The sequence below is a fragment of the Streptomyces barkulensis genome (assembly GCF_002843305.1).
Classification (GTDB): domain Bacteria; phylum Actinomycetota; class Actinomycetes; order Streptomycetales; family Streptomycetaceae; genus Streptomyces; species Streptomyces barkulensis.
This window is the reverse complement of sequence record NZ_PGSG01000104.1, coordinates 127,056-152,148: the sequence shown is the minus strand read 5'-3', so window position 1 is coordinate 152,148 and position 25,093 is coordinate 127,056. Positions and strand designations below refer to the sequence as shown.

Below are 25,093 nucleotides of genomic sequence, written 5' to 3'. Positions count from 1 at the left end.
GCCCGGAAGGAAACGGAGCACGTCCATGAACACGCCCGCATCCGCAACCGCAACCACGCCCGAAACCACGCCCGCACCAGCCCCCGCCCCCCGGACGGCCGCGGTCACCGGCGCGGAGGGATTCATCGGATCGCACCTGGTCGAGGCGCTCGTCGCCGCCGGCCACCGGGTGCGCGCGATGGTCCAGTACAACTCCTTCTCCTCCTTCGGCTGGCTGGAGACCCTGCCGAAGGAGGTGCTGGAGGAGGTGGAGATCGTCCTCGGCGACGTCCGCGACCCCGGCTCGGTGAACGGACTGGTCAGGGGTGCCGAGGCCGTCTACCACCTGGCCGCTCTCATCGCGATCCCGTACTCCTACCGCGCCCCGCACAGCTATGTGGAGACCAACGTCACCGGCACCCTCAACGTGCTGGAGGCGGTGCGCCACCTGGAGATCCCGCGCCTGGTGCACACCTCCACCAGCGAGACCTACGGAACCGCGCGGACGGTGCCGATCACCGAGGACCATCCGATCAACACCCAGTCCCCGTACGCCGCGTCCAAGGCGGGCGGGGACCGGCTCGCCGACAGCTACCACGCCAGCTTCGGCACCCCCGTGGTCACCCTGCGGCCCTTCAACACCTACGGGCCGCGCCAGTCGATGCGCGCCGTCATCCCCACCGTGATCGGCCAGCTCGCCGCCGGGAAGCGCACCATCACCCTGGGCGACCTGCGCCCCACCCGCGACTTCACCTACGTGGAGGACACCGCCGCGGCCTTCCTGGCCGTCGGCACCGCACCCGCCGGGGCCGTCGTCGGGCGCACCCTCAACGCCGGTACCGGCGGCGAGATATCCGTCGGCGACCTGGTGGCTCTCATCGGCAAGCTCATGGACGCCGACGTCGAGGTCGCCCAGGACGAAAGCCGCGTGCGCCCCGCCGACTCCGAGGTGATGCGACTGGTCTGCGACGCCGGCCGGCTGCGGGCGGCCACCGGCTGGGCGCCGGCCCACAGCCTGGAGGAAGGACTGGCCCGCACGATCGAGTTCTTCCGCGACCCGGCCAACCTCGCCCGCTACAAGACCGACCTCTACAACGTCTGACCCGCCGCGGCGCCTGCCGCAGCACTCGCCGCAGCACTCGCCGCAGAGCCGCCGCACCCGTCACCGGGCCCGTCACCGCACCCGTCACCGGGCTCGTCACCGGGCTCCGCCACCCGTCACGTCCCGCCGTCCGTCGCACGCGATCCGTCACGCACGATCCGCCACCCGTCCCCACGGAGAGGACAGCACCGATGCACGCAGTCATCATGGCCGGAGGCAAGGGAGTCCGGCTCCGCCCGTACACCACGGCCCTGCCCAAGCCGCTGGTGCCCATCGGCGACCAGCACGCGATCCTGGAGATCGTGATGCGCCAGCTCGCCTCGGCCGGGTTCACCAGCTGCACCCTGGCCATCGGCCACCTGGGCCACATCATCCGCGCCTACGTCGGCGACGGCTCCCAGTGGGGCCTGCGCGTCGACTACACCACCGAGGACAGCCCGCTGGGCACCATGGGCCCGCTGCTGACGATGCTCGACCGGCTGCCCGAGCACTTCCTGGCGATGAACGGCGACATCCTCACCGACCTCGACTTCGGCGACGTGCTGCGCGGTCACCGGGACCGCGGGGCGCCGCTGACCATCGCCACCCATGTGCGCACCGTCTCCATCGACTTCGGCGTGCTGAGCACCGAGTCCGGGCGCGTCACCGGCTTCGCCGAGAAGCCCACCATGGACTACCGCGTCTCCATGGGCGTGTACGGCGTCTCGCGCGCAGCCCTGGCCCGCTACACGCCCGGACTGCCGCTGGGCTTCGACGAGGTGGTGCTCGACCTGCTGGCGGACGGCACCCCGCCGTACGCCTACGACTTCGGCGGCTACTGGCTCGACATCGGAAGACCCGACGACTACGACCGCGCCAACGCCGAGTTCACCGCCCGCCGCGGCCAGTTGATCAGGGGAGCGTGACCGGAGACCATGCGCGTACTCGTCCTGGGGGCCACCGGCTATCTGGGCGGGCACACCGCCGGGCACCTGCGCGCCCAGCCGGGCGTGCGGGTGCTCTGCGCGGGCCGCGCCGCGGGCGGGCCGGCCGGCCCACCCGCGGATCCGCCGGCCGGCCCGTCCGTGGCTCAGCCCGTGGACCTGACGGTGGACCTGGCCACCGCCGCCCCCGCCGAACTGGCCTCCCTGATCCGGCGGGCGCGCCCGGACGCCGTGGTCAACTGCGCGGGCGCCGTCGGCGGCGACGCCCTCCACCTCACCGGGGTCAACGCCCGCGGCCCGGCCGCGCTCTGCGCGGCCCTGCGCGAGGCCGCGCCGGGCGCCCGCCTGGTCCACCTCGGCTCGGCCGCCGAGTACGGGCCGGGAACCCCCGGCCACCCCCTGGCGGAGGACCACCCCACCCGCCCGGTGGGAATCTACGGCGCCGCCAAACTGGCCGGCACCCTGGCCGTCACCGGCTCCGGCCTGGACGCGGTGGTGCTGCGGGTGTTCAACCCCGTGGGCCCCGGCGCGCCGGCCGCCTCCCTGCCCGGGCGGCTCGCCGCCGAACTGCGCCGGGCCGGACCGGACGGGGTGGTGCGGGTCGGCGACCTCTCGGCGTACCGCGACTTCGTCGACCCCCGTGACATCGCCCGCGCCGCGACCGCCGCGGCCCTCGCCCCCGGGCCGCTGCCGCCGGTGCTCAACATCGCCGCGGGCGCCGCCCGCGCGGTGCGGGACGTGGCCGAGGGGCTGGCCGCGGCGGCCGGTTTCCGCGGCCGGATCGACGAGAAGGGCGCGGACTCGGCCCGCTCGGCCGCCGTCGCCTGGCAGCAGGCCGACATCACGGCCGCCGCCGGGACGCTGGGCTGGCGGCCCGGGTACACCCTGGAGGAGTCCCTGGCCGATCTGTGGGCGCGGGCGGCCGGCGCATGAGCGCGGGGCGCCCGGGGGGCACGGGGCGCCGGGGGAGTACCCCGGCGCCCGCCGCCGTACGGGGCTCACGGGACCGGGGCCGGGGCCGGGGCCATCTGCTCGTACCGCTGTACGTCCACCCGGCCGTCGACCCGGGGGCGTGGGAGGCGGCGGTCCGGGCCGCCGGGCGGCTGTACGCGGTGGTCGTCAACGCCGCCGACGGCCCCGGGCCGCGCCCCGACCCGGCCCTCGCCGCGGTGGCGGCCCGGCTGCGGGGCGCCGGGGTGCCGCTGCTGGGATACGTGGACACCGCCTACGGCGCGCGCCCGTGGCGCGCCGTGCTCCGCGACGTGCGCCGCCACCGCCGCTGGTACGGCACGGACGGGGCCTTCCTCGACCGCGCGGCGGCCGGCGCGGAGCACCTGCCACGCTACCGGCGCACGGTGCGGGCCGCCCGGCTGCTGGGTGCGTCCACCGTCGTCCTCAACCCCGGTGTCCACCCCGACCCCGGGTACGCGCACCTGGCCGACGTGCTGGTCACCTTCGAGGGGTGCTGGGAGGAGTACCGCCGCGCCGGTGCGCCCGCCTGGACCCGCGGCCATCCGCCGCACCGCTTCTGCCACCTGGTGTACGCCGTACCGGACCGCCTGGCCGCCGAGGCGGCCCGCACCGCCCACGAGCGCGGCGCGGCGGTGCACTGTGCGGTGCCGGGGGAGGGGGCCAACCCGTGGCGCTCGACGCCCCGGCCCGTGCTCGGCTGCGGGAGGATCACCCCGTGACCCGCTTCACGCCTCGCCGCACGATCCGCCGCCCGGCCGCCCGGCTGCTCTGTCTCCTCCTGCTGCTGTCCACGGCGGCCTGCTCGGACACCGCCGCACCGGACACCGCCGCACCGGACACCGCCGCACCGGACACCGCCGCACCGGACACCGCCGCGCCCGACCGGACACCGCCCGGCGACGCCTCACCGCAGCGGAACCGCTGGCGCCCGGCCCCCGGCACCACCTGGCAGTGGCAGCTCCAGGGCCGCATCGACCTCGACGTGGACGCCGAGGTCTTCGACATCGACGGCTTCGAGAACGGCGCGGACACCGTCGCCGCCCTCCACGCCCGCGGCCGGAAGGTGATCTGTTACCTCAACGCCGGCGCCTGGGAGGACTTCCGGCCCGACCGGGACGACTACCCGCCGCAGGCGCTGGGCCGGAACAACGGCTGGCCCGGCGAGCGCTGGGTGGACATCCGCCGCCTGGACGTCCTGCGCCCGATCCTGGCCGCCCGCGTCGACATGTGCGCCGAGAAGGGCTTCGACGCCGTCGAACCCGACCTCCTGGACGGCTACCGCAACGACACCGGCTTCCCCCTCACCGCCCGCGACCAGCTCGCGTTCAACCGCATGGTCGCCGGACTCGCCCACCGGCGCGGACTGTCGGTCGGCCTGAAGAACGACCTCGACCAGATCCCGCAGCTGGTCGACGACTTCGACTTCGCGGTCAACGAGGAGTGCGCCGAGTTCGGCGAGTGCGCGAAGCTGGCCCCGTTCACCGAGCGCGGCAAGGCCGTCTTCCACGCCGAATACGCGCTGAACACAGAGGAGTTCTGCGACACCTCGCGCCGCCTGGGCCTCAGCTCCATCCGCAAGCGCCTCCCCCTGGACACCTGGCGCCGCACCTGCTGACGAGCCGGCTCCCGGACGCGGCGGCCGCCCCGTCACCCGGTGCGGGCCCGGTCCAGGATCGCGCCCAGGTCCGCGCCCGCCGGGAGCGTGCCGAAGGCATGGCCCCACTGCCCGCCCAGCCGGGAGGCGCAGAACGCGTCGGCGACGGCCGGGTGGCTGTGGCGCACCAGCAGACTGCCCTGGAGGACGAGCGCCAGGCGCTCGGCGAAGGCGCGGGCGCGCAGCTGTGCGCCGACCGGGTCCTTCAGCTCCGGCAGCATGGCCCGCACTCCGGCGGCGGCCGCGTCCAGACGGGCGTCGGCGCCGGCGGCGGCGTCCACCTCCGCCAGGACGGCCTCCAGCCCGGCCGGCTCCCTGTCCAGCGCGCGCAGCACGTCCAGGGCGGCGACGTTGCCCGAGCCCTCCCAGATCGACAGCAGCGGCGCCTCGCGGTACAGGCGCGGCATGCCCGACTCCTCGACGTAGCCGTTGCCGCCCAGGCACTCCAGCGCCTCGGCGGCGTGCGCGCTGCCGCGCTTGCACACCCAGTACTTGGACACGGCCAGGGCCAGGCGGCGGAAGGCCGCCTCCCGCTCGTCCCCGGCGTGCGCGGCGTCCACGGCCGCCGCCAGCCGCAGCCCGAGGGTGGTGGCGGCCTCCGACTCGACCGCCAGGTCGGCCAGGACCGAGCGCATCAGCGGCTGCTCGGCCAGCCCGGCGCCGAAGGCCCGCCGGTGGGCGGTGTGGTGCAGAGCCTGCCGCAGCCCGGCGCGCATGCCGGCGGCCGTGCCCAGGACGCAGTCCAGGCGGGTCATGTTGACCATCTCCACGATGGTGCGCACCCCGCGGCCCGTCTCGCCGACCGGCCAGGCCACGGCCCGGTCGTACTCGACCTCGGAGGAGGCGTTGGAGCGGTTGCCCAGCTTGTCCTTCAGACGTTGCAGGTGCATGGCGTTGAGGGTGCCGTCGGGCAGCACGCGCGGCAGCAGGAAGCAGGTCAGGCCCTCGGGGGCCTGGGCCAGGACCAGGAAGACATCGCTCATCGGGGCGGAGGTGAACCACTTGTGGCCGGTGAGCCGGTAGGCGCCGTCGCCGTCGGGTACGGCCTCGGTGGTGTTGGCCCGCACGTCCGAGCCGCCCTGCTTCTCGGTCATCGACATGCCCGCGATCAGCCCGGACTTGCCCAGCGGGGGCCGCAGTCCGAAGTCGTAGGAGCGGGCGGTCAGCAGCGGTTCGTAGGCGGCGGCCAGCTCCGGCCGGGCGCGCAGCGCGGGGACGGCCGCGTACGTCATGGAGACCGGGCAGCCGTGCCCGGCCTCGGCCTGGGACCACAGGTAGAACTTGGCGGCGCGCACCAGATGGGCGCCGGGGCGGTCCTCGGCCCAGGGCGCGGCGTGCAGGCCGTGCTCGACGGCGGTGGCCATCAGACGGTGCCAGGCCGGGTGGAACTCCACCTCGTCCACGCGGTGGCCGTAGCGGTCGTGGGTGCGCAGGCGGGGCGGGACCTCCTCGGCCATCCGGGCCCAGTCCTGCACCTCCGGGGTGCCGGCCAGCGCGCCCAGCTCCCGCACCTGAGCCTCGCCCCACCGCGCGCCGTGGCGGCGCAGGGCCTCGAAAACGGCGGGATCGTCCGCGGCGGTGAAGCCGGTCAGCGGCGGGGGCTGGTTGATCACTTCATGGGTGGCGCTCACGGCGACCTCCGGCGGGGGCGGGGCGGGCGGCGGTGCCCGTACTCCGACATTACAGATCCTGTGCATGTGACGGAAGGCTGTAACAGCGGGGGAGGTTAGGATCGTACTGCCCATGAACAGCACAGACGCGACAGCCGGTCCGGACGAGACAGCCCGGACCGACGGAGCCGACGCCGTCCGGGAGCTCGCCCTGCGCCCCCTGACGGCCCGCTCGATCGTGCTCAGTACCCTGCTCGGCCACCACCCGCCCGCCCTGCCCGCCAGAGCCCTGGTGCGGGTCGGCGAACTCTTCGGGATCGCGGAGGGCACGGTACGGGTGGCGCTGTCGCGGATGGTCGCGGCCGGAGACCTGGCCCAGACCGCCGACGGCGCGTACGGCCTCACCGCGCGCCTGCTGGAGCGCCAGGCCCGCCAGGACGACAGCCGCGCGCCCCGCACCCGTAAGTGGCGCGGCGAATGGGAGATCGCCGTCGTCACCGCCGAACGCCGGGACGCGGCCGACCGGAGCGCCCTGCGCCGGGCCATGGCCGCCCTGCGCCTGGCCGAACTGCGCGAGGGCACCTGGCTGCGCCCCGCCAACCTGCTGCGGCCCCGGCCGCCCGTCGTCGCCGGGCAGTGCACCCTGCTGACCGGCGCCCCCGACGGGGACCCGGCCGAACTGGCCGCCGCGCTGTGGGACCTGGACGGCTGGGCGGCACGGGCCCGCGCCCTGGCCGCCGCCGCCGACGCCGCGGCGGAGGCCGGTGACCCGGCCCGGCGCTTCACGGTCTCGGCCGCCGTCCTGCGCCATCTGCTCGCCGACCCACTGCTCCCGGCCGCCCTGCTGCCCGGCGACTGGCCGGGCGCGGCGCTGCGCGCCCGCTACGACGCCTTCGAGGCCGACCTGCGCGCCGTCCTGCGGCGCCGCACCGCACCGGACTGACCGGCACGGCGGAGGCGGGGCCGGGCGGGGCGGCTCAGCGCGGGGCGAGCACCACCCACACCTGCCCCTCGGCGAAGTTCACCGGATCGCCCTCCGGCGTGGTGAACTCCGTGCCGCTCTCCGCCGACGGCCGCGACCAGCGCGCCTGGTACGCCCGGCCGCCGCGCAGCACCGTCGCCTCGCCGGAGCCGACCGTCTCCGAGTACGGGCTGACGCTGCCGCCGCTGTCCTTGAAACGGGAGTCGCGGACCACCACGCGCTGGACGACGACCGTGGGGGCCCCGAGCCGGTCGTTGTCGGCGGTGGTCGCCTCCTGACCGTCGATGGACACCAGCCAGCGGTCGTACTCGGCCGACCAGATGAAGTCGTACCGGACGCCCGGGAAGCGGACGGACTCCTCGGTGTCGGCCCGGCCGCCCCGGGGCGCCGCGCCGAAGCGGAAGCCGATGTCGGAGGCGCCGCTCACCCCGTCGGGGGCCTCGCGCAGGGCGGCCCGGGGGTCCAGGTACATGTTGTGCGGGGCGGAGCGGTCCGCGCTCCGCGAGTAGGCGCCGGGCGCCTCGCCGGGCGGCATCAGATGGAGCGGGGACGCCTCCAGCACCGGCACCAGCTTCGACTGCGCCCCGGAGTAGGCCAGCGCCGGCTCGCCGAACTGCCGCAGCAGTTCGATGTCGGACTCCCGGGCGCTGCGCACCGGGCCCACGGTGGGCGGCAGGTCGGAGGAGTACACGGCCAGCAGCCGGGTCAGTCCCGACTCGACCTGCTCCACATAGACGATGTCGGCCCGCCCCAGTCCCGTCTGGGGGCGTGCGGCCGCCACGTTGTCGATCTTCACGGCGAGCACCGGCGCCGAGGCGTCGGCCACGCTCTCACCGGTGAACGGGGAGCGGCCCTCCTGCTCCCCGTCGCCGTCTCCGGCTCCCGGGCAGCCCGTCAGCAGGGCGGCGCACGCGACCAGCGCCGCCAGTGCCCGGATCCGCACCCGTGCCCGTGCGGCCCGCCGCCCCGTGCTCCGTCCCGTACCCCGCCCCGTGCTCCGTCCGTTCTCCGCAGCCCCCGCCGCCCGCATCGTCCGCATCGCTCGCCGTCCCTCCGGCCGGGCGCCGCCGCGCCGCCTGGTGACCTCTCACTCCATCCCTTGACCGGGATGGGCGGTTTCATGTCCCCGCGCACCGCGAGGGTGACGGCGGCGCCGTCACCGGCCCGTACGCGCCGGGGGCGTGTGTTCAACCGGCGCACACCCCCGCTCCCCGGAGCGGACACGCGCAGTCCAGCCGGCCCGGCGAAGAAAGGGGGAGAGCCGGTCCCGCCGCACGGCGGGGCCGGTGATCCGCCGCCGCCCGGACCAGGAGGACCCGCCGTGTCCGCTTCCGCCGTGCCAGCCGTACCCGTGCCCGCCACCCTCCCCACCCTTCCCGGTGTCCCCGCCCAGCCCTCCGCACCCGCACCGGCCCCCGCACCGGCCCCAGCGCCGTCCTCCGCGCCCGGCGGCGACGGCTACACCGTCTCCCTCGCCCGGGACGAGGCGGACGTACGGGCCGCGCAGCGCCTGCGGTACGAGGTCTTCGCCGGGGAGCTGGGCGCCCGCCTGGCGGGCCCCGAACCGGGCCTGGACACCGACCCCTTCGACGCCTACTGCGACCACCTCCTGGTGCGGGAGCGGGCGACCGGGGAGGTGGTGGGCACCTACCGGCTGCTGCCGCCCGAGCGGGCGCGCGCGGCCGGACGGCTTTACGCCGAGGCCGAGTTCGAGCTGGACGGGCTGCTGGACGGCGCCGGCCTGCGCGGCGACCTGGTGGAGGCGGGCCGCTCCTGCGTCCACCCCGGCCACCGCGACGGCGCCGTCATCGCCCTGATGTGGGCGGGCATAGCCCGCTATCTGGAGCGCACCGGCCACAACTGGCTCGGCGGCTGCTGTTCCCTGCCGCTGGCCGACGGCGGGGCGACGGCCGCCGCCGTGTGGGCGGCGGTCGCCGAGCGGCACATGGCCCCCGCCGAGCACCGGGTGCGTCCCCGGCTGCCCTGGCGCGCCGGGAGCGCGCGGCCGGTGCCGGGCGCCACCGCCGGGACCGCCCCGCGCGCCGCCTCCCGCAGCGCGCTGCCGCCGCTGCTGCGCGGCTATCTGCGCCTGGGCGCCAAGGTCTGCGGGGAACCCGCCCACGACCCGGACTTCGGCGTCGCCGACCTGTACGTGCTGCTCTCGCTGCGCGACACCAACCCGCGCTATCTGCGCCACTTCCTCTCCCTTCTCCCGGCCTGACGGAACCGGCGGCGGAGAGGCCGGCGCAGGAGAGCGGGACAGGACGAGGAGAGGAGAGGGAGGAGCGATGGGCACACCGGACCGGGCGGACCCCGGGGCGGATCCGTGGTTCCCGTTCTCGCCGTGCACCGTGGCCGGCTGCCTGCCCCGCCGCCCGGCGGCCGCCGGGGCGGTGCGGCGGGCGGCGCGCTGGGCGGCCCTGGCCGCCGTCCTGCCGGCCGGGGTGGCGCTGTCACCGGTGGTGCGCCGCCTCGCCCCCGCCCGCCGCACGAGACTGCTGCGGTGGTGGTGCGGGGCGATCGCCGCCGCCCTGGGGGTGCGGGTCCGCGTCACGGGCCGGGCCGTCGCCGGGCCGGCGCTGGTGGTGGCCAACCACGTCTCCTGGCTGGACGTACCGCTGCTGGCCGCCGTGGCCCCCGGCCGGATGGTGGCCAAGCGGGAGGTCGGGCGGTATCCGCTGCTGGGACGGGCGGCCGCCCGCGGCGGCACCCTGTTCATCGACCGCGAGCGGTTGCGGTCCCTGCCGGGTACGGTCGCGGAGGTCGCCTCCGCCCTGCGCGCGGGCTCGACGGTGGTGGCCTTCCCCGAGGGCAGCACCCGGTGCGGCAGGGGGCGCGGGCCGTTCCGCGGGGCGCTGTTCCAGGCCGCGCTGGACGCCGGGGTCCCCGTGCAGCCGGTGGCGATCCGCTACCGGGCGCACGGCACGGCGCAGGGGGCGGGAGCCACGGACACGGCGGAGGCGGTGGACACGCGGGCCGCCTTCGTCGGCGACGACACACTGGCCGCCTCGCTGTACCGGGTGGCCGCCGCCCGGGGCCTGGTCGCCGAGGTGACCGTACTGCCGCCGCTGCCGCACGGCGCCCACCCAGACCGCCGCGCGCTGGCCGCCGCCGCGCGGGAGGCGGTGGAGGCGGTCCTGGGGGTGGAGACGGCCCCGGAGACGGGCGGGCGGGAGGTGGTGGCGGGCGCGGACCGCCGCCCGCCACCACCGCACGGACGTCAGCCCGCAGCGGCCTGACCCCCGTCGACCCGGTCCCCGTCGACCCGGCCCGCTGCCCGGCGGGTCAGCCGGATCGTGTCCCGGTACCACAGCCCGCTGTCCTTGACGGTCCGGCGCTGGGTTCCGTAGTCGACGTGGACCAGACCGAACCGCTTGGCGTACCCGTAGGCCCACTCGAAGTTGTCCATCAGCGACCAGGCGAAGTAGCCGCGCACATCCGCCCCGGCGCTCCGGGCCGCCGCCACCGCGCGGATGTGGCCGGCGAGATAGGCGGTGCGGTCGGCGTCGTGCACCGTGCCGTCGGCCTCCGGCTCGTCGTCGAAGGCGGCGCCGTTCTCGGTGATCACCGTCGGCAGCCCGTAGTCCTTCTGCAGCCGCACCAGCAGCTCGGTCAGGCGCTCGGGGACGATCTCCCAGTCCATCGCCGTGCGCGGCCGGCCCTGCGGGACGATCCGGGTCACCGGCAGCCCGTCCTGACCGGTCGTGGAGCCGTCCCCGGCGGTGCCGGAGAAGACGTGGCCGGTGTAGAAGTTGACGCCGAGCACGTCCAGCGGTGTGGAGATCACCTCCAGATCGCCGTCCTCCACGGGCAGGGTCACACCCCTGGCGGCCAGGTCCTCCACCACGTCCTGCGGATAGCGCCCGTGCACCAGCGGGTCCAGGTAGAGCCGGGTGCCCATCCCGTCGGCGCGGCGCGCGGCGGCCCGGTCGGCCTCGCCGTCGCTCGCCGGGGTGGCGGTGCCCAGGTTGAGGGTGATGCCCAGCTCCCCGGGGGCGTTCGCGGCGGCGCGCAGCCGCCGGGCTGCCAGACCGTGACCGAGCAGCAGATGGTGGACGGCCCGCATGGAGTCGCCGAAGTCGCGGCGGCCGGGCGCGTGCACCCCCTGGTCGTAGCCGAGCACCGCCGAGCACCACGGCTCGTTCAGCGTCGTCCAGTGCCGGACGCGGTCGCCGAGGGCGTCGTGGGCGATCTGGGCGTAGTCGGCGAACCGGTAGGCGGTGTCGCGCTCCGGCCAGCCGCCCGCGTCCTCCAGCTCCTGGGGCAGGTCCCAGTGGTAGAGGGTCACCCACGGGGTGACGCCGCGCTCCAGCAGCTCGTCGACCAGCCGGTCGTAGAAGGCGATGCCGCGCGGGTCGCCCTTCCCGCGCCCGCCCGGCTGGATGCGCGGCCACGCCAGCGAGAAGCGGTAGGTGTCCACACCCAGGGAGGCGATCAGCTCCACGTCCTGCGGCATCCGGTGGTAGTGGTCGCAGGCGGTGTCGCCGTTCTCGCCGCCGGCCACGGCTCCGGGCACACGGCAGAAGGTGTCCCAGATGGAGGGGGTGCGGCCGTCCTCGTCGACCGCGCCCTCGATCTGGTACGAGGAGGTGGCCACCCCCCAGCGGAAGTCCGCCGGCAGCCCGGCGACCGGCTCGGGCGCGGGGGTGGTCAGGGGGGATGTGGGAGTGGTGGCGGTCATGTTTCTCCGTCTCGGCGGTCGTCGTTCAGCCAGCAGGCGACGCTGCGGCCGGTGTCTGTGCCGTTACCGGCGTCGGTGGCGGTACCGGTGCCGGGCACGGGCGCGAGGTGGGGCGTTCGCAGGCCGCAGGGCTCGAAGGCCTTCGGGCAGCGCGGGTGGAAGGCGCAGCCGGACGGCATGGCCCTCAGGTCCGGCGGCGAGCCGGGTATGCCGGTCAGCTCACGGCGCGGGCCGTGCAGCGCGGGGAAGGAGTGCAGCAGCCCGTGGCTGTACGGGTGGCGGGGGTCGCGGTAGATCTCGGCGGCCCCGGCCTGCTCCACGACCCGGCCGCCGTACATGATGGCGATCCGGTCGGAGAACTCGATCAGCAGCGAGATGTCGTGGGTGATGAAGACGACCGAGAAGTCCAGCTCCTCGCGCAGCCGCACCAGCTGCCGCAGGATCTGGCGCTGCATCACCACGTCCAGCGCGGTGGTCGGTTCGTCCATGACGACGATCTCCGGCTCCAGGGCCAGCGCCATCGCGATCATCACCCGCTGCCGCATCCCGCCCGAGAGCTGGTGCGGGTAGGCGCCCAGCCGGTCGGGGGAGATGCCCACCAGCGACAAAAGCTCCCGCGCCCGCCCGGCGCGCTCGTCCCGGGACATCCGCGGCCGGTGGGCCTTCAGCACGTCGGTGAGCTGGGTGCGGACGGTGTGGACGGGGTTGAGGGAGTTCATCGCCCCCTGGAAGACGATGGAGACCTCCTGCCAGCGGAACGCCCGCAACTCCCGCGGGGCCATGGCCAGCACGTCCACCGGCTCCCCCTCGCGCGGGTGGTAGCGCACGTCCCCGCCGGTGATCACCCCGGGCGGGGAGAGCAGCCGGGTGACGGCGTAGGCCAGGGTGGATTTGCCCGAGCCGGACTCGCCGGCCAGGCCCAGCACCTCGCCGCGGCGCAGGGTCAGGTCCACGTCGTGCAGGGCCCGTACCGCGCCGTCCCCGACGCCGTAGTCGACGCACAGACCGCCGATCTCCAGCACGGGCGGCCGCGTCGCGGCGTGCGGCGGGGCGCTCACGGGGGAGGTGGCCGATGTGCTCATACGGTGGTCTCCTCGGTCTCGCGTGCCCCGCCCGCTTCCCTCGCGGACTTCGCCCCGCCGTGCGGGGCGCGGGCGACGGGGGTGAAGCCGACCCGCATCCGGGCCCCGCCGCGGACGCGGACGGCGGTGCGCAGCCTGGGGTTGACGAACTCGTCGATGCCGAAGTTGATCAGTGTCAGCGCCGTGCCCAGCAGCGCGATGCACAGTCCGGCGGGCACGAACCACCACCACGCGCCCTGGCCGAGGGCCTGGTTGCTCTGCGCCCAGAACAGGATGGTCCCCCAGTTCCAGTGGGAGATGTCGGCCACGCCGATGAAGGCCAGGGTGATCTCCGACAGCACCGCGAAGATCACCGTTCCGACGAATCCGGAGGCGATGACGGCGGTCAGGTTCGGCAGGATCTCGAAGACGATGATCCGCCAGGTCGACTCGCCCGTGGCCCGCGCGGCCTGTACGTAGTCCCGGGCGCGCAGCGACATGGTCTGCGCGCGCAGCACCCGCGCTCCCCAGGCCCACGCGGTGAGGCTGATGACCACGGCGATGATCACGTCGCCGGAGTCCGGCAGGAAGCTGGCGATGATGATGATCAGCGGCAGTCCGGGCAGGACGAGGAAGATGTTGGTGAGGGCTGAGAGCACCTCGTCGCCGATGCCGGACAGGAAGCCGGAGCTCACCCCGACCAGCACCGACAGCAGCGTCGCGAAGAAACCCGCGACGAAGCCCACCACGAGCACCCCGCGGGTGCCCACCAGCACCTGGGAGAAGATGTCCTGCCCGGTCTGCGTGGTGCCGAACGGATGTTCCAGGGAAGGCGGCTGGAGCACGTCGTCGCTCATCGCGGACGGGTCGTGGGGGGCCAGCCACTCGCCGGCGACGGCGAGCAGGACGAACAGGCCCAGGATCGCCAGCCCGGTGGCGGTCTTGCCGTTGCGCAGGAAGCGCAGCCGGTCGCGGCGGGCCGGGGGCGGGGCGGCGGGGACGGCGGTGGTGGCGGCAGCGCCTTCGGACGCCTGTACGGCCATGGGTCAGCCCTCCTTCCGGGTGCGCGGGTCGAGGATCATGTAGAGCAGGTCGGCCAGGAGGTTGGCGGCCAGCACGGCGAGGGTGATGATCAGGAAGACGCCCTGCATCAGCGGGTAGTCCTTGGCGCCGACGCCCTGGAAGAGGACGTAGCCGATGCCGGGATAGGAGAAGACCATCTCCACCAGCAGCGTGCCGCCGACGATGAAGCCCAGCGAGAGGGCGAAACCGGAGACGTTGGGCAGGATCGCGTTGCGGGCGGCGTAGGAGAACATCACCCGGCGCTCGGGCAGCCCCTTGGCCTGGGCGACCATCACGTAGTCCTCGGAGGAGACGGTCACCATCATGTTCCGCATCCCCAGCACCCAGCCGGCCATCGCGCTGAGCACGACCGTCACGCCCGGCAGCACCGCGTGGTACAGCGCGCTGGAGACGAACGCCCCGCTGAGGGAGGGCACCAGGGAGGCGTCGTAGCCGCCGGAGGCGGGGAAGAGCGGCCACTGCACGGCGAACACCGCGATGGCGATCAGCCCCAGCCAGAAGTAGGGGATGGCCGAGATGAAGGTGGTCACCGGCAGCAGCCCGTCCAGCCAGGAGCCGCGCTTCCAGCCGGCGAAGATGCCGATGCCGGTGCCGAGCAGGAAGCTGATCAGGGTCGTGGTGCCGACCAGGGCCAGTGTCCACGGCAGGCTCTGGGAGATGACCTCCGAGACGGGGGTGGGGAAGTAGGTGAACGACGTCCCCAGGTCCCCGCGGGCCAGGCCGGCCCAGTAGTCGGTGTACTGCTGCCACAGCGAGCGGTCCCGGTCGAGCCCGAAGAGGGCCTCCAGGGAGGCGATGGACTTGCTGGAGAGCTGACCCTGGTAGCGGGCGAGCAGCGACTGCACCGGATCGCCGGGCATCAGCCGGGGGATGAGGAAGTTGATGGTGATGGCCGCCCAGGCGGTCAGCAGGTAGAAGGCCAGGCGCTGGAGGACGAACTTCACGACGCGGCCCCCCGTCCGGTACCGGCGGCCGGGGCGTCACCGGTGGCCGGCGCGCTCCCGGTGGCCGGTACGTCCCCGGAGGTGTCGTACAGCCAGCAGGCCGCCCACTGGCCGCCGTCGAGGTCGAAGCGCGGCGGGGTCCGGTCGCGGCAGCGCTCCATCGCCAGCGGGCAGCGCGGGTGGAAGCGGCAGCCGGCGGGCGGCGAGATCAGGCTGGGCGGCTCGCTCGCCGAGGGGTCCGCGCCCTCCCCGCCGTCCCCGGTGACCGTACCGTCCTCACCGTCCCCGGTGACCCGGTCCGGGTCGGGGGCGGAGGCCAGCAGCAGCCGGGTGTAGGGGTGGGCGGGGCGCTGGGTGACGGTCTCGCTGTCGCCGCCCTCGACCATCCTCCCCGCGTACATCACCAGCGTCTCGTCCGCGAAGTAGCGGGCGGAGGCGATGTCGTGGGTGATGTAGAGGATGGCCAGGTCCAGCCGCTCCTTGAGGTCGCGCAGCAGGTTGAGCACGCCCAGGCGGATGGAGACGTCCAGCATGGAGACCGGCTCGTCGGCCAGCAGCACCCGCGGATCGGCGGCCATGGCGCGGGCGATGGCCACCCGCTGGCGCTGCCCGCCGGACAGCTCGTGCGGGAAGGCGTCCAGATAGCGGGAGGCCGGGGTGAGCTGCACCCGCTCCAGCAGCGCGGCCAGTGCCTCCTCCAGCTCCGCCGCGCCGCTGCCGGCCCGGCCGTGGATGCGCAGCGCGCGGGTGAGGTGGTAGCGCACGGTGTGCACCGGGTTGAGCGAGGCGAACGGGTCCTGGAAGATCAGCTGGACGTGCCGGCAGTACGCGCGGAACGCCCGCCCCCGCCCGGCCCGCGCCGCTCTGCCGTCCAGCCGTATCTCCCCGGCGGTCGCCGGATGGAGCTGGGCGAGCAGCCGGGCGACGGTGGACTTGCCCGACCCGGACTCGCCCACCAGCGCGGTCACCGAACCGCGGCGCAGCCGCAGCGACACGTCGTCCACCGCGTGGACGGCCCGGCGCTTCCCGCCCAGCAGCGCGCGGGCGCCGCGCCGCACGGGGAAGTGCTTGCTCACCCCCTCGGCCTCCAGCACCACGCGCCCGTCGTGTTCCGGGGCGGTGCCGGGCGCGGCGGTGCCGGGGGCTGGGCCGGGCGGTGGTGCGGCGTGTTCTTCGGAGCGTTCTTCGGGCATGGCTCTTCCTGTCGTCCCTGTGGTCGTGGCTGTCGGGCCGCCTGTGACGTGTACGCGGGGATGCCGGAGGCGCCGGACGGGGCCCGCCCCGCCGCGGTGCGGGGACGGGATGCGGTGTGCGGCGGGGCGGGGGTCGCCCGGCTTCCGGAGCCCGCGTGCCGTCAGGAGGCGGGGCGCAGATGCAGGACGACGTCCAGGGAGTTGGGCTGGGTGGGCTGCGGCGGCGCGTACGGGTCGGACTCCGAGGGCCAGCCGACCCAGTTGCGGGTGCTGTACTCGGCGCCGATGGGAGCGGCGGCGGTCGCGATGAGCGGCACTTCCTCGACCATGATCCGCTGGAGTTCGTTCAGCGACTCGGTGCGAGTGCCCTCGTCGCTCGCGTTCGCGTACTCCTTGAGCGCCTCGGTGGCCGCCTCGTCGCGGAAGCGGCCGAAGTTGCCGCCCGGGGAGGCCTTGCCGAGTGGCTGGTACAGCTCGCCGTCCATCACGTGCTGGTACATGTCGTACGGGGTGGCGCCGCTGTTGGTCCAGTGCAGGCTGGCGTCGAAGTCGCCCTCGTTCATCGCGGTGGTCCAGGCGTCGACGGTCTGGGTCCTCACCTTGGCCTCGATGCCGATCTTCTTGACGTTGTCCTTGATGATCGACAGGCCGGTGAGGTAGTCCGACCAGCCGGCCGGGTCGGTGAGCGTCATCGTCACCGGCTTGCCCGAGGGGTCCTTCAGGACGCCTCCGCCGAGGGTGTAACCGGCCTCCTTCAGCTCCTTCTTGGCGGCCTCGACGTCCACCTTCGGCTTCTCGCCCTTGTACTCGGGCGCGATGAAGGGCTCACCGGCGGGCAGCGGGATGCCCGTCACGCTCTCGATCTCCGGGTAGAGCGTGGCCTGCGCCCGGACGTGGATGGCCTCACGGTCGACGACGTGGTTGATCGCGCGGCGCAGCGCCGGGTCGTCGAAGGGCTTCTTCGCGGTGTTGAACCACAGGCCGTGGACGCCCAGCCCGGAGGGGAACCAGAGCTTGTGGTGCTCGGGGTCCTTGGCGACGTAGATCTTCTCGTAGTCGGGGGTGAAGACGAAGGACCACTCGCAGGTGCCGTTGGCCAGGGCCGTGGTCTGCGCGTTGTTGTCGTTGTAGGAGGTGTAGCGCAGCTCCTCGACCTTGGGCTCGTCCTGCCAGTAGGTGTCGCGGGCGGTGAGGGTGATCGTCTGCGGCGTGAAGGTCTTGAGCGTGTACGGGCCGGTGCCCACGGGCTTCTTGTTGGGCCAGGTCTCGGGGTTCTTCACCTCCGACCAGATGTGCTCGGGCACGACGAAGGTGGTCAGGATCTTGCTCTGGTTGACGAACTGCGGCTCGGGGAAGGTCAGTTCGACGGTGTCGCCCTCGCGGCTGATGCCGTCGTAGGGGATGGCGTTGGTGTTGAGCGCCTCGTTCTCCTTCAGTAGCCGGAAGGTGAACTCCACGTCCTTCGCGCTGAACTCCTTCCCGTCGGACCAGGTGGGCCCGTCCTGCACGGTCAGAGTGAGCTTCCGGTAGTTGTCCGACCACTTCCACTCGCTGGCCAGCCAGGGCTTGCCCTCCTCGGCGGGGCGGACGCCGTTCACCATCACCAGCGGCTCGTAGATCATGTGGCGGTAGCCCAGGGAGGCGCCCGCGGAGGTGCCCAGGAACGGGTTGCTGTTGTCGGTCTGCGGGCCGTTGGGCATGCCGACGGTGAGCACGCCCTTGTCGCCCTTGGCCTGCGGGCCGCCCGCGCCGGGGGCGCCCGCTGTGCAGCCGGCGAGCAGGGCGGTGGCGGCGAGGGCCACCGCGACGGCGGTTTTGGTCCGGGCCGCGCTCGTGGTTCTCATGGTGTCTCCTCCTGGGCCTTTCCTGTTCGGTCGCGAGGGGTGAGGGAGTTGTCGCTCGCGGTTCTGAGAGCGCTCTCAGATCGGTTGCGCCTCCATCTCTGAGAGCGCTCTCATCGGTGTTCCGGGGTGGTGCTGGACGGGGGTGTGGGGCTTCTGGGGGCGGGGACCGGGCCGGGTGCCGAAGCTCCGTCCGGGAGGTCGCCGCCGATCGGCCTGGCGGGGCTCGACTTGGTGGGGCTCGGTTCGGCGGCACCGGTTCCGGGACCGGTGCCGGGCATGGGCACGGAGTCAAACGGCAGCGGGCAAGGGCGTCAAGACTTCACGCCAAAATTGGATGTCACTGTTTGAGAACGCTCTCAAGAGCGCTCTCTTGTTCACTTCTTGAAGTTGATTGGTCTCGTCCAAGCCCTTGACGGCCGGCTTTCCCCAGGAGTTGACTCACTGCCCGAACCAAGCCTGGAACGCGGGCGGTTGGCGCGCCGAGCGCTGCCCGCCCCTTCCCGTCCGCACCGCGCCCTCACCGTGTACGAGGCGGCCCCGCGCTCTACGGCCCGTATGCGGAGGGAGCGGCCCCCACCGCCGGATCCTCCGGACGACAGACGGATGTGATGGTCATGCACCTGACAGCCTCCCAGGCCCCCCACGACCCTCCCCGCGGCGAGAGGCCCCGGCGCCGCCGCTCCCGCCGCCGGGCTTCGGCGGCGATGCTGCTGACACTGGCCGCGACCCTGGCGGTCACCGGCACCGCGGCCGCCGGCCCGGCGGGCGAGACCGCCCGGAAGACCGCACAGGAGACCGCGCAGAGGGCCGAAGCGGCCCCGGCGGCGGTGCTGTTCGAGGAGAACTTCGACGGACCCGCCGGATCGGCGGTCGACGGCCGCAGATGGCAGCTGGAGACCGGCGACAACAGCGGCAACAACCACGAGCGGCAGTACTACACCCCGGGCAACGCCAACGCCGCGCTCGACGGCAACGGCAACCTGGTGATCACCGCCCGCAAGGAGAACCCGGGCGACTACCAGTGCTGGTACGGCCGCTGCGAGTACACCTCGGCCCGGATGAACACCGCCGGGAAGTTCACCACCACCTACGGCCACGTCGAGGCCCGGATGAAGCTCCCGCGCGGCCAGGGCATGTGGCCGGCGTTCTGGATGCTCGGCCACGACATCGGCAGCGTCGGATGGCCCGACAGCGGCGAGATCGACATCATGGAGAACGTCGGGTACGAGCCAGGCACCGTGCACGGCACCCTGCACGGCCCCGGCTACTCCGGCGGCGAGGGCATCGGCGCCGGCTACACCCTTCCCGGCGGCCGGGCGTTCGCCGACGACTTCCACACCTTCGCCGTCGACTGGTCCCCGAACTCCATCACCTGGTCGGTCGACGGCCAGGTCTACCAGCGCCGCACTCCGGCCGACCTGGGCGGCGACCGCTGGGTGTTCGACAAGCCGTTCTTCCTGATCCTCAACCTCGCGGTGGGCGGCGACTGGCCGGGCCTGCCGGACTCGAGCACCGTCTTCCCGCAGAAACTCGTCGTCGACCACGTCCGCGTCACCAGCGGCGGCGACAGCGGCGGCGGGGGAGAGCGCACCGGCACCATCACCGGCCTGGCGGGCAAGTGCCTGGACGTGGCCTGGGCGGACACCGCCAACGGCACCCCGGTGCAGATCCACGACTGCAACGGCAACGCCGCCCAGCGGTGGACCGTCGGCACGGACGGCACCATACGGGCGCTCGGCAAGTGCCTGGACGTCTCCGGCGCGGGCACGGCCGACGGCACCCCCGTCCAGATCTGGGACTGCAACGGCACGGCCGCCCAGCAGTGGGTCGTCACCGAGGCCCGGGACATCGTCAACCCGAACGCCGACAAGTGCCTGGACGTGAAGGACAACAACTCCGCCAACGGCACCAAGACGCAGATCTGGACCTGCTCGGGCAACGCCAACCAGAAGTGGGACACCCCCTGACCCCGGTCCCGTCCGGGCCCTGAGGGGTGCCCGGCGGGCGGCGCCGAGCGCGCTACCCGCCGGTCTCCCCGCCCTCCCCGGCCTCCTCCACGACGAGGTCCCGGTACTCGGGGTGCATGACGATCCACTGCTCGACGAAGGAGCAGGCCGGCCGGATGCGCAGGCCGCGCCGCCGCGCGTCGTCCAGCGCGGCCCGCACCAGCCGGTCGCCGATGCCCCGGCCGCGGAAGGGCCGGGACACCACCACCCGCGGATAGGTCACCAGGTCGTCGTCGCGTACGTAGTCGGCGAAGCCGGTGAGGGTCGCGCCGATCCTGGCCTCGAACCGGCCGTGGGCCGGGGCGTCGGTGATCGTGACCTGGCTGTTGGTGGCTGCCGTGGGCATACTGCGTTCCTCTCGGAATGACCGAATCGCCCAGAAGGTGGTAATGGGGCATCCTTCCGGGCGTCCGAGTGCCACACGGCGGCGTTCCTATCCCTCCCGCCCCGGCAGGACGGGTGAAACCGGGCGGGAGGTGTACTCCGGCGGGCGCTTACCGCGGCGGCCCCACTCCTCGCCTACGCCTCGCCCTCCAGGCGGAACCCGACCTTCAGCCCCACCTGGTAGTGCTCGATCCCGCCGTCCGAGATGTTGCCGCGCACCTGCGTCACCTCGAACCAGTCCAGGTTCCGCAGCGTCTCCGAGGCCCGGGTGATCCCGTTGCGGATCGCCTGGTCGACGCCCTCGTGCGAGGTGCCGACGATCTCGGTCACACGGTAGGTGTGGCTGGACATGGTGCCTCCTGCGAAGGGTGGGGCGATCGGTTCTCGTCTCCACCGTGCCCCAGGGACGGGCCGTCCGCGAGTGCTAGGCTCCGGGCGGGCCGTGACTGGCGCGTAGGGATGGGATCGACCATCGGGGAGCGGCCCGCGCACCGGGCGTACGAGCCCGCCGCGCCGAAGAGCCGCGCGCCTGGGCCGCCCGCACCGTCTTCGAGGACGTCAAGGAGGGGCCCATGGCCACCGCACCCGACCCGCGCACCCCCCGGAACACGGCGAGCGCCGCCGACACAGCCGCCACCGCGTCGACCGCCTTCAGCGGCGCCCTGGACGTGATCCGCGCCGTGGAGCCGCGCGTCGCCGACGCCATCGGCGCCGAGATCACCGACCAGCGCGCCTCCCTCAAACTGATCGCCAGCGAGAACTACGCCTCCCCGGCCGTGCTGCTGGCCATGGGCAACTGGCTCAGCGACAAGTACGCCGAGGGCACCGTCGGCCGCCGCTTCTACGCCGGATGCCGCAACGTCGACACCGTCGAGGCGCTGGCCGCCGAGCACGCCCGCGAGCTGTTCGGCGCCGACCACGCCTACGTCCAGCCGCACTCGGGCATCGACGCCAACCTCGTCGCCTTCTGGTCCGTGCTGGCCCAGCGCGTGGAGAGCCCCGCCCTGGAGCGGGCCGGGGCCAGGCACGTCAACGACCTGACCGAGCAGGACTGGGAGGAGCTGCGGCGCGCGCTGGGCGACCAGCGGATGCTGGGCATGTCCCTGGACGCCGGCGGCCACCTCACCCACGGCTTCCGCCCCAACATCTCCGGCAAGATGTTCGCCCAGCGCAGCTACGGCACCGACCCGGCCACCGGCCTGCTGGACTACGACGCGGTGCGCGCCGCCGCCCGCGAGTTCCGCCCCCTCATCCTGATCGCCGGCTACTCCGCCTACCCGCGGAAGGTGAACTTCCGGATCATGCGGGAGATCGCAGAGGAGGTCGGCGCCACCCTGATGGTCGACATGGCCCACTTCGCCGGACTGGTCGCCGGCAAGGTCTTCACCGGCGACTTCGACCCCGTACCGCACGCCCACATCGTCACCACCACCACCCACAAGTCCCTGCGCGGCCCGCGCGGCGGCATGGTGCTGTGCGACGAGGCGCTGGCCGAGCACGTGGACCGCGGCTGCCCCATGGTGCTGGGCGGCCCGCTGCCCCACGTCATGGCCGCCAAGGCCGTGGCGCTGGCCGAGGCCCGGCAGCCGTCCTTCCGCACCTACGCCCGGCAGGTGGTGGACAACGCCTCCGCCCTCGCCGAGGGCCTGATGCGCCGCGGCGCACGACTGGTCACCGGCGGCACCGACAACCACCTGGCCCTGGTGGACGTCACCGGCTACGGCCTCACCGGCCGCCAGGCCGAGGACGCGCTGCTGGACGCCGGTATCGTCACCAACCGCAACGCCGTGCCGCGCGACCCCAACGGCGCCTGGTACACCTCCGGCATCCGCATCGGCACCCCGGCCCTGACCACGCGCGGCCTGGGCACGGCCGAGATGGACGAGGTCGCCGACCTGATCCACACCACCCTCACCGCCGCCGAGCCGGGCACCACCGCGGCCGGAGCCCCCTCCAGGGCCCGGTACCTGCTGGAGCCCAAGGTCGCCGAGGCCGTCGCCGGACGCGCCGCCGACCTGCTGGCCGGGCACCCGCTCTACCCCGGAATCGACCTGGCCTGAGGCCCGACGGCCTTGACGGTCCGACGACCGGCCGGGCCCGACGACCGGCCGGGCCCGACGACCGGCCGGGCCCGACGACCGGCCGGGCCCGGCCGGTAGCCTGCCGCCATGACCGACGATCTGCCCGAGATGAGGGCCTCCGACGCCGACCGGGAGCGTGTGGCCGAGGTGCTGCGAGAGGCGGTGGCCGAGGGGCGCCTCGACATGGAGGAGTTCCAGGACCGGCTGGACTCCGCCTACGCCGCGCGCACCCAGGGCGAGCTGGCGCCGCTGGTCAGGGATCTGCCCCGGGCCACCGAAGCGGCCGGCCCGGCCGAGCCCGCCCGGGCCGGCCGCGGCTGGGCCGGCCGCTTCGGCGGCAGCGCCACCTCCCGCGGCGCAGTGGCGATCATGAGCGGCTTCGTGCGCAAGGGGCCGTGGACCGCGCCCCGCCGCTTCACCTGCTTCGCCTTCTGGGGCGGTGGGGAGATCGACCTGCGCGAGGCGTACTTCGAGGACCGCGAGGTGGAGATCCGCTGCTTCGCGATCATGGGCGGCGTCAACGTGATCGTCCCGGACGACGCCGAGGTCGACGTACGCGGCATCGGCGTCATGGGCGGCTTCGACCACAGCGCCGCGGGCCGGGGCGAGCCGGACGCGCCGCGCGTGGTGGTCAGCGGCTTCGCCTTCTGGGGCGGCGTCGGGGTGGAGCGCAAACGCAGGCGCGCGGAGCGCCGGGAGCGCAAGCGCCTGGAGGACGGCCACGGGTACGGGCACGAGCACGGTCACGGCCACACGTACGGCCACGGCCACGACCGGAGACGTGACGAACGGGACGACTGACCCGCCGCCCCCTCACACCCACACCGGCTCGTCCCCGCCCGGCCGCCCCGGCGGCCGGGACCAGCCCTCCGGCCCGCCGTCGTAGGCCACCGGGGAGACGGCGTGGCGCAGCCGGCCCAGCGGGCCGACCGTCTCGTCGAGCCAGTCGGCCGGGTCGTACGGCTCCCGCACCTCCTCCGGCTCCTCCGGTTCCTTCGCCCCCTCCAGTTCGTGCTGCAGCCAGTGCGCCGTCCGCGCCAGCGCGAGCCGTACGAGCCGCGAACCCCCGCCGTCGCGCTGGTCGGTGAGTGAGCGCAGCACGGCGGCGGCCAGCAGATAGCCCGTACCGTGGTCCAGGGCCTGCGCGGGCAGCACACCCGGCCCGCCGCCCGGCCCGCCCTCGGTCACGGCGATGCCGCTCGCGGCCTGCACCAGGCTGTCGAACCCCCGCCTGCCGCCCCACGGACCGACACCCGACCCGCCCCAGGCGCTCAGCTGAGCCACCACCACACCCGGCCGCCGCCCCGTCAGCTCCCCGGCCGACAGCCCGAAGCGGTCCAGCGCGCCGGGACGGTAGCCGGTGACCACCACATGGGCCTTCCCCAGCAACTCCTCGAAGGAGGCCCGGCCGGAGCGGGACGCCAGGTCCAGCAGCGCCGACCGCTTGCCGAACCCGGTGTCGGAGTGCGCGTCCGCGCTCTCGGGCAGACGCGGCGAGTCGATCCGCAGCACGTCGGCACCCAGCAGGGCGAGAGTGCGGGTGGCCACGGGACCGGCGATGACACGGGTGAGATCCAGTACCCGCAGCCCGGCACCGGCACCGGCACCGGCGCCGGAATCCGGGCCGGGGGAGGGCAGCGGCAGCGCCGGCGCGTCGTCCAGCCGCTCCATGCCCGCCAGCGGGAGCCGGGCCACGGCCGTGCCCTGCGGATGCGCCGACCACTGCCCGGGAGCGCGCACGGCGACGGCCAGACCGCCCGCCGCGTACACCGCCTCCTCGACCTCCTCCGCCCGGCGCTCCGCCAGCACGCCGGCGACGGCGGCGACGAGCGCCTCGTCGCCACCCGTGTCCGGCACACCGAGCGCGGACAGCAACCGGGCCCGGTGATGCGGGTAGTTGGCGTGGGTGCGCAGCCAACCGCCGTCGGTGCGCCAGAAACGCGACAGCGGCGCGAACGTGGACGGCGCGCGCCCGTCGATCCGCAGATGACGCTCGCTGACGAACGCGGTGGCCACCGCCCCGTCGTCCACCCCGACCCCGGGCACGGCCGTCCCCGCACCCCCCGTGGCGGAGCGGGCCCCGAACTCGGCCGCCGCCAGCGCGCACACCGCCACGGTGGAGCGCGCCAGTTCCCGCACCGGCAGCCGGGCCGGCAGCACACCGCCGGAGCCGTCGGGGCAGGTACGGGGGACGAACCGGACACGCTCGCACAGGACGGAGTCACCGCCGAGTGCGGCCCACAGCCGGGCCCAAGACCGTTGATCCATGGGCGCATTGTGCCCGCAGTCCCGTCCGTCCGCACGGAGACCGCGTTGTCAGTACCCGCAACTAGCTTGATCCCCGACGCGGATGAGTACGCGTACGGATGTTTGGGAGCCCTGGTCGGACGGCACCCTGAAAGGCATGGAGCGGATCATGGAGAACGTGCACGGAACCACCGAAATGGCCCCTTCCCTGGCCTCGGACCTCGGGCGCGGCCCAGCCCTGGCGCTCACCCTGGCGGGCACGCTCGCCGTGGGCTGGGTGATAGCCATGCTCTACGTCATAGCCTCCTGGGTGACGGGCTGAGCGCCCGCCACCCGGCTCCCCGGCC

The 25,093-nt window shown here is 74.2% G+C and carries 23 protein-coding genes; 12 read left to right on the top strand and 11 right to left on the bottom strand.

All coding sequences use genetic code 11. The features are described from left to right. The first annotated feature begins 25 nt into the window (after nucleotides 1-25). From CUT83_RS22000 to CUT83_RS21980, 5 genes are all read left to right on the top strand, one after another. Nucleotides 26-1,081 carry an SDR family NAD(P)-dependent oxidoreductase gene (locus CUT83_RS22000; protein ID WP_101257546.1) on the top strand — a complete coding sequence of 352 codons (1,056 nt, stop codon included), beginning with the start codon at nucleotides 26-28 and terminating at the stop codon, nucleotides 1,079-1,081. Between the two features lie 191 nt (nucleotides 1,082-1,272). Beyond that, entirely contained in the window at nucleotides 1,273-1,986 is a 714-nt protein-coding gene (locus tag CUT83_RS21995; protein ID WP_101257545.1) for a nucleotidyltransferase family protein, read from the top strand. Between the two features lie 9 nt (nucleotides 1,987-1,995). Beyond that, nucleotides 1,996-2,937 (top strand): NAD-dependent epimerase/dehydratase family protein, encoded by a 942-nt coding sequence (locus CUT83_RS21990; RefSeq protein ID WP_101257544.1) that lies wholly within the window; start codon nucleotides 1,996-1,998, stop codon nucleotides 2,935-2,937. Beyond that, nucleotides 2,934-3,695, top strand: a complete 762-nt coding sequence (locus tag CUT83_RS21985; RefSeq protein WP_101257608.1) for a spherulation-specific family 4 protein — start codon at nucleotides 2,934-2,936, stop codon at nucleotides 3,693-3,695. Before CUT83_RS21990 ends, CUT83_RS21985 begins: the two co-directional genes overlap by 4 nt. Continuing rightward, nucleotides 3,692-4,591, top strand: a complete 900-nt coding sequence (locus CUT83_RS21980; protein ID WP_240958253.1) for an endo alpha-1,4 polygalactosaminidase — start codon at nucleotides 3,692-3,694, stop codon at nucleotides 4,589-4,591. Before CUT83_RS21985 ends, CUT83_RS21980 begins: the two co-directional genes overlap by 4 nt. A gap of 32 nt (nucleotides 4,592-4,623) precedes the next feature. On the opposite strand, the gene CUT83_RS21975 is transcribed toward CUT83_RS21980, so the two are convergent. Then, nucleotides 4,624-6,261 (bottom strand): acyl-CoA dehydrogenase family protein, encoded by a 1,638-nt coding sequence (locus CUT83_RS21975; RefSeq protein ID WP_101257543.1) that lies wholly within the window; start codon nucleotides 6,259-6,261, stop codon nucleotides 4,624-4,626. Between the two features lie 112 nt (nucleotides 6,262-6,373). Between CUT83_RS21975 and CUT83_RS21970 the strand changes: the two genes are divergently transcribed. Next, nucleotides 6,374-7,183 carry a PaaX family transcriptional regulator C-terminal domain-containing protein gene (locus tag CUT83_RS21970; protein WP_101257542.1) on the top strand — a complete coding sequence of 270 codons (810 nt, stop codon included), beginning with the start codon at nucleotides 6,374-6,376 and terminating at the stop codon, nucleotides 7,181-7,183. A gap of 34 nt (nucleotides 7,184-7,217) precedes the next feature. On the opposite strand, the gene CUT83_RS21965 is transcribed toward CUT83_RS21970, so the two are convergent. Next, a complete protein-coding gene (locus CUT83_RS21965) occupies nucleotides 7,218-8,165 on the bottom strand; it encodes a DUF3048 domain-containing protein (RefSeq protein ID WP_240958251.1) in 948 nt (315 codons plus the stop codon). 393 nt (nucleotides 8,166-8,558) lie between these two features. Between CUT83_RS21965 and CUT83_RS21960 the strand changes: the two genes are divergently transcribed. Both CUT83_RS21960 and CUT83_RS21955 read left to right on the top strand, forming a co-directional pair. Beyond that, complete coding sequence (locus CUT83_RS21960) at nucleotides 8,559-9,443, top strand: GNAT family N-acetyltransferase (RefSeq protein ID WP_241524820.1); 885 nt, start codon at nucleotides 8,559-8,561, stop codon at nucleotides 9,441-9,443. Between the two features lie 67 nt (nucleotides 9,444-9,510). Continuing rightward, nucleotides 9,511-10,461, top strand: coding sequence for a lysophospholipid acyltransferase family protein (locus CUT83_RS21955; protein ID WP_101257540.1), 951 nt, complete (start codon nucleotides 9,511-9,513; stop codon nucleotides 10,459-10,461). On the opposite strand, the gene CUT83_RS21950 is transcribed toward CUT83_RS21955, so the two are convergent. The 6 genes from CUT83_RS21950 to CUT83_RS21925 form a co-directional block, all read right to left on the bottom strand. Continuing rightward, nucleotides 10,443-11,903 (bottom strand): GH1 family beta-glucosidase, encoded by a 1,461-nt coding sequence (locus CUT83_RS21950; RefSeq protein ID WP_101257539.1) that lies wholly within the window; start codon nucleotides 11,901-11,903, stop codon nucleotides 10,443-10,445. The genes CUT83_RS21955 and CUT83_RS21950 overlap by 19 nt on opposite strands. Further along, nucleotides 11,900-12,985 carry an ABC transporter ATP-binding protein gene (locus CUT83_RS21945; protein WP_101257538.1) on the bottom strand — a complete coding sequence of 362 codons (1,086 nt, stop codon included), beginning with the start codon at nucleotides 12,983-12,985 and terminating at the stop codon, nucleotides 11,900-11,902. Before CUT83_RS21945 ends, CUT83_RS21950 begins: the two co-directional genes overlap by 4 nt. Continuing rightward, the gene (locus CUT83_RS21940; protein ID WP_101257537.1) at nucleotides 12,982-14,007 is read right to left on the bottom strand and encodes an ABC transporter permease; all 1,026 of its coding nucleotides are present in this window, start codon (nucleotides 14,005-14,007) and stop codon (nucleotides 12,982-12,984) included. The genes CUT83_RS21945 and CUT83_RS21940 overlap by 4 nt, the downstream gene beginning before the upstream one ends. A 3-nt stretch (nucleotides 14,008-14,010) precedes the next feature. Beyond that, nucleotides 14,011-14,991: an ABC transporter permease gene (locus CUT83_RS21935; RefSeq protein ID WP_093849754.1), complete on the bottom strand. Its 981-nt coding sequence runs from the start codon at nucleotides 14,989-14,991 to the stop codon at nucleotides 14,011-14,013. Further along, nucleotides 14,988-16,184, bottom strand: coding sequence for an ABC transporter ATP-binding protein (locus CUT83_RS21930; RefSeq protein ID WP_101257536.1), 1,197 nt, complete (start codon nucleotides 16,182-16,184; stop codon nucleotides 14,988-14,990). Before CUT83_RS21930 ends, CUT83_RS21935 begins: the two co-directional genes overlap by 4 nt. Nucleotides 16,185-16,345: 161 nt before the next feature. After that, nucleotides 16,346-18,028, bottom strand: coding sequence for an ABC transporter substrate-binding protein (locus tag CUT83_RS21925; protein ID WP_101257535.1), 1,683 nt, complete (start codon nucleotides 18,026-18,028; stop codon nucleotides 16,346-16,348). Nucleotides 18,029-18,732: 704 nt separating this feature from the next. Here CUT83_RS21925 and CUT83_RS21920 point away from each other — a divergent pair. Next, nucleotides 18,733-19,995 carry a glycoside hydrolase family 16 protein gene (locus tag CUT83_RS21920; RefSeq protein WP_101257605.1) on the top strand — a complete coding sequence of 421 codons (1,263 nt, stop codon included), beginning with the start codon at nucleotides 18,733-18,735 and terminating at the stop codon, nucleotides 19,993-19,995. Nucleotides 19,996-20,047: 52 nt separating this feature from the next. On the opposite strand, the gene CUT83_RS21915 is transcribed toward CUT83_RS21920, so the two are convergent. Next, the gene (locus CUT83_RS21915; protein WP_101257534.1) at nucleotides 20,048-20,380 is read right to left on the bottom strand and encodes a GNAT family N-acetyltransferase; all 333 of its coding nucleotides are present in this window, start codon (nucleotides 20,378-20,380) and stop codon (nucleotides 20,048-20,050) included. 173 nt (nucleotides 20,381-20,553) lie between these two features. After that, a complete protein-coding gene (locus tag CUT83_RS21910; RefSeq protein ID WP_101257533.1) occupies nucleotides 20,554-20,769 on the bottom strand; it encodes a dodecin in 216 nt (71 codons plus the stop codon). 221 nt (nucleotides 20,770-20,990) lie between these two features. Here CUT83_RS21910 and CUT83_RS21905 point away from each other — a divergent pair, with 221 nt between their 5' ends. After that, a complete protein-coding gene (locus CUT83_RS21905) occupies nucleotides 20,991-22,478 on the top strand; it encodes a glycine hydroxymethyltransferase (RefSeq protein ID WP_101257532.1) in 1,488 nt (495 codons plus the stop codon). A 108-nt stretch (nucleotides 22,479-22,586) separates the two neighbouring features. Continuing rightward, on the top strand, nucleotides 22,587-23,300 hold the full coding sequence (locus CUT83_RS21900; protein WP_101257531.1) for a DUF1707 SHOCT-like domain-containing protein: 714 nt from the start codon (nucleotides 22,587-22,589) through the stop codon (nucleotides 23,298-23,300). A gap of 12 nt (nucleotides 23,301-23,312) precedes the next feature. On the opposite strand, the gene CUT83_RS21895 is transcribed toward CUT83_RS21900, so the two are convergent. After that, entirely contained in the window at nucleotides 23,313-24,767 is a 1,455-nt protein-coding gene (locus CUT83_RS21895; protein ID WP_101257530.1) for a CoA transferase, read from the bottom strand. A gap of 136 nt (nucleotides 24,768-24,903) precedes the next feature. Here CUT83_RS21895 and mmpA point away from each other — a divergent pair, with 136 nt between their 5' ends. Continuing rightward, on the top strand, nucleotides 24,904-25,068 hold the full coding sequence (gene mmpA, locus CUT83_RS30160) for a morphogenic membrane protein MmpA (protein ID WP_158239044.1): 165 nt from the start codon (nucleotides 24,904-24,906) through the stop codon (nucleotides 25,066-25,068). Nucleotides 25,069-25,093 lie beyond the last annotated feature (25 nt).

Coding starts and splice junctions, on each gene's coding strand:
- CUT83_RS22000 (WP_101257546.1), top strand. CDS start 26: ATGAACACGCCCGCATCCGCAACCGCAACCACGCCCGAAACCACGCCC.
- CUT83_RS21995 (WP_101257545.1), top strand. CDS start 1,273: ATGCACGCAGTCATCATGGCCGGAGGCAAGGGAGTCCGGCTCCGCCCG.
- CUT83_RS21990 (WP_101257544.1), top strand. CDS start 1,996: ATGCGCGTACTCGTCCTGGGGGCCACCGGCTATCTGGGCGGGCACACC.
- CUT83_RS21985 (WP_101257608.1), top strand. CDS start 2,934: ATGAGCGCGGGGCGCCCGGGGGGCACGGGGCGCCGGGGGAGTACCCCG.
- CUT83_RS21970 (WP_101257542.1), top strand. CDS start 6,374: ATGAACAGCACAGACGCGACAGCCGGTCCGGACGAGACAGCCCGGACC.
- CUT83_RS21955 (WP_101257540.1), top strand. CDS start 9,511: ATGGGCACACCGGACCGGGCGGACCCCGGGGCGGATCCGTGGTTCCCG.
- CUT83_RS21950 (WP_101257539.1), bottom strand. CDS start 11,903: ATGACCGCCACCACTCCCACATCCCCCCTGACCACCCCCGCGCCCGAG.
- CUT83_RS21945 (WP_101257538.1), bottom strand. CDS start 12,985: ATGAGCACATCGGCCACCTCCCCCGTGAGCGCCCCGCCGCACGCCGCG.
- CUT83_RS21940 (WP_101257537.1), bottom strand. CDS start 14,007: ATGGCCGTACAGGCGTCCGAAGGCGCTGCCGCCACCACCGCCGTCCCC.
- CUT83_RS21930 (WP_101257536.1), bottom strand. CDS start 16,184: ATGCCCGAAGAACGCTCCGAAGAACACGCCGCACCACCGCCCGGCCCA.
- CUT83_RS21925 (WP_101257535.1), bottom strand. CDS start 18,028: ATGAGAACCACGAGCGCGGCCCGGACCAAAACCGCCGTCGCGGTGGCC.
- CUT83_RS21920 (WP_101257605.1), top strand. CDS start 18,733: ATGCTGCTGACACTGGCCGCGACCCTGGCGGTCACCGGCACCGCGGCC.
- CUT83_RS21915 (WP_101257534.1), bottom strand. CDS start 20,380: ATGCCCACGGCAGCCACCAACAGCCAGGTCACGATCACCGACGCCCCG.
- CUT83_RS21910 (WP_101257533.1), bottom strand. CDS start 20,769: ATGTCCAGCCACACCTACCGTGTGACCGAGATCGTCGGCACCTCGCAC.
- CUT83_RS21905 (WP_101257532.1), top strand. CDS start 20,991: ATGGCCACCGCACCCGACCCGCGCACCCCCCGGAACACGGCGAGCGCC.
- CUT83_RS21900 (WP_101257531.1), top strand. CDS start 22,587: ATGACCGACGATCTGCCCGAGATGAGGGCCTCCGACGCCGACCGGGAG.
- CUT83_RS21895 (WP_101257530.1), bottom strand. CDS start 24,767: ATGGATCAACGGTCTTGGGCCCGGCTGTGGGCCGCACTCGGCGGTGAC.
- mmpA (WP_158239044.1), top strand. CDS start 24,904: ATGGAGCGGATCATGGAGAACGTGCACGGAACCACCGAAATGGCCCCT.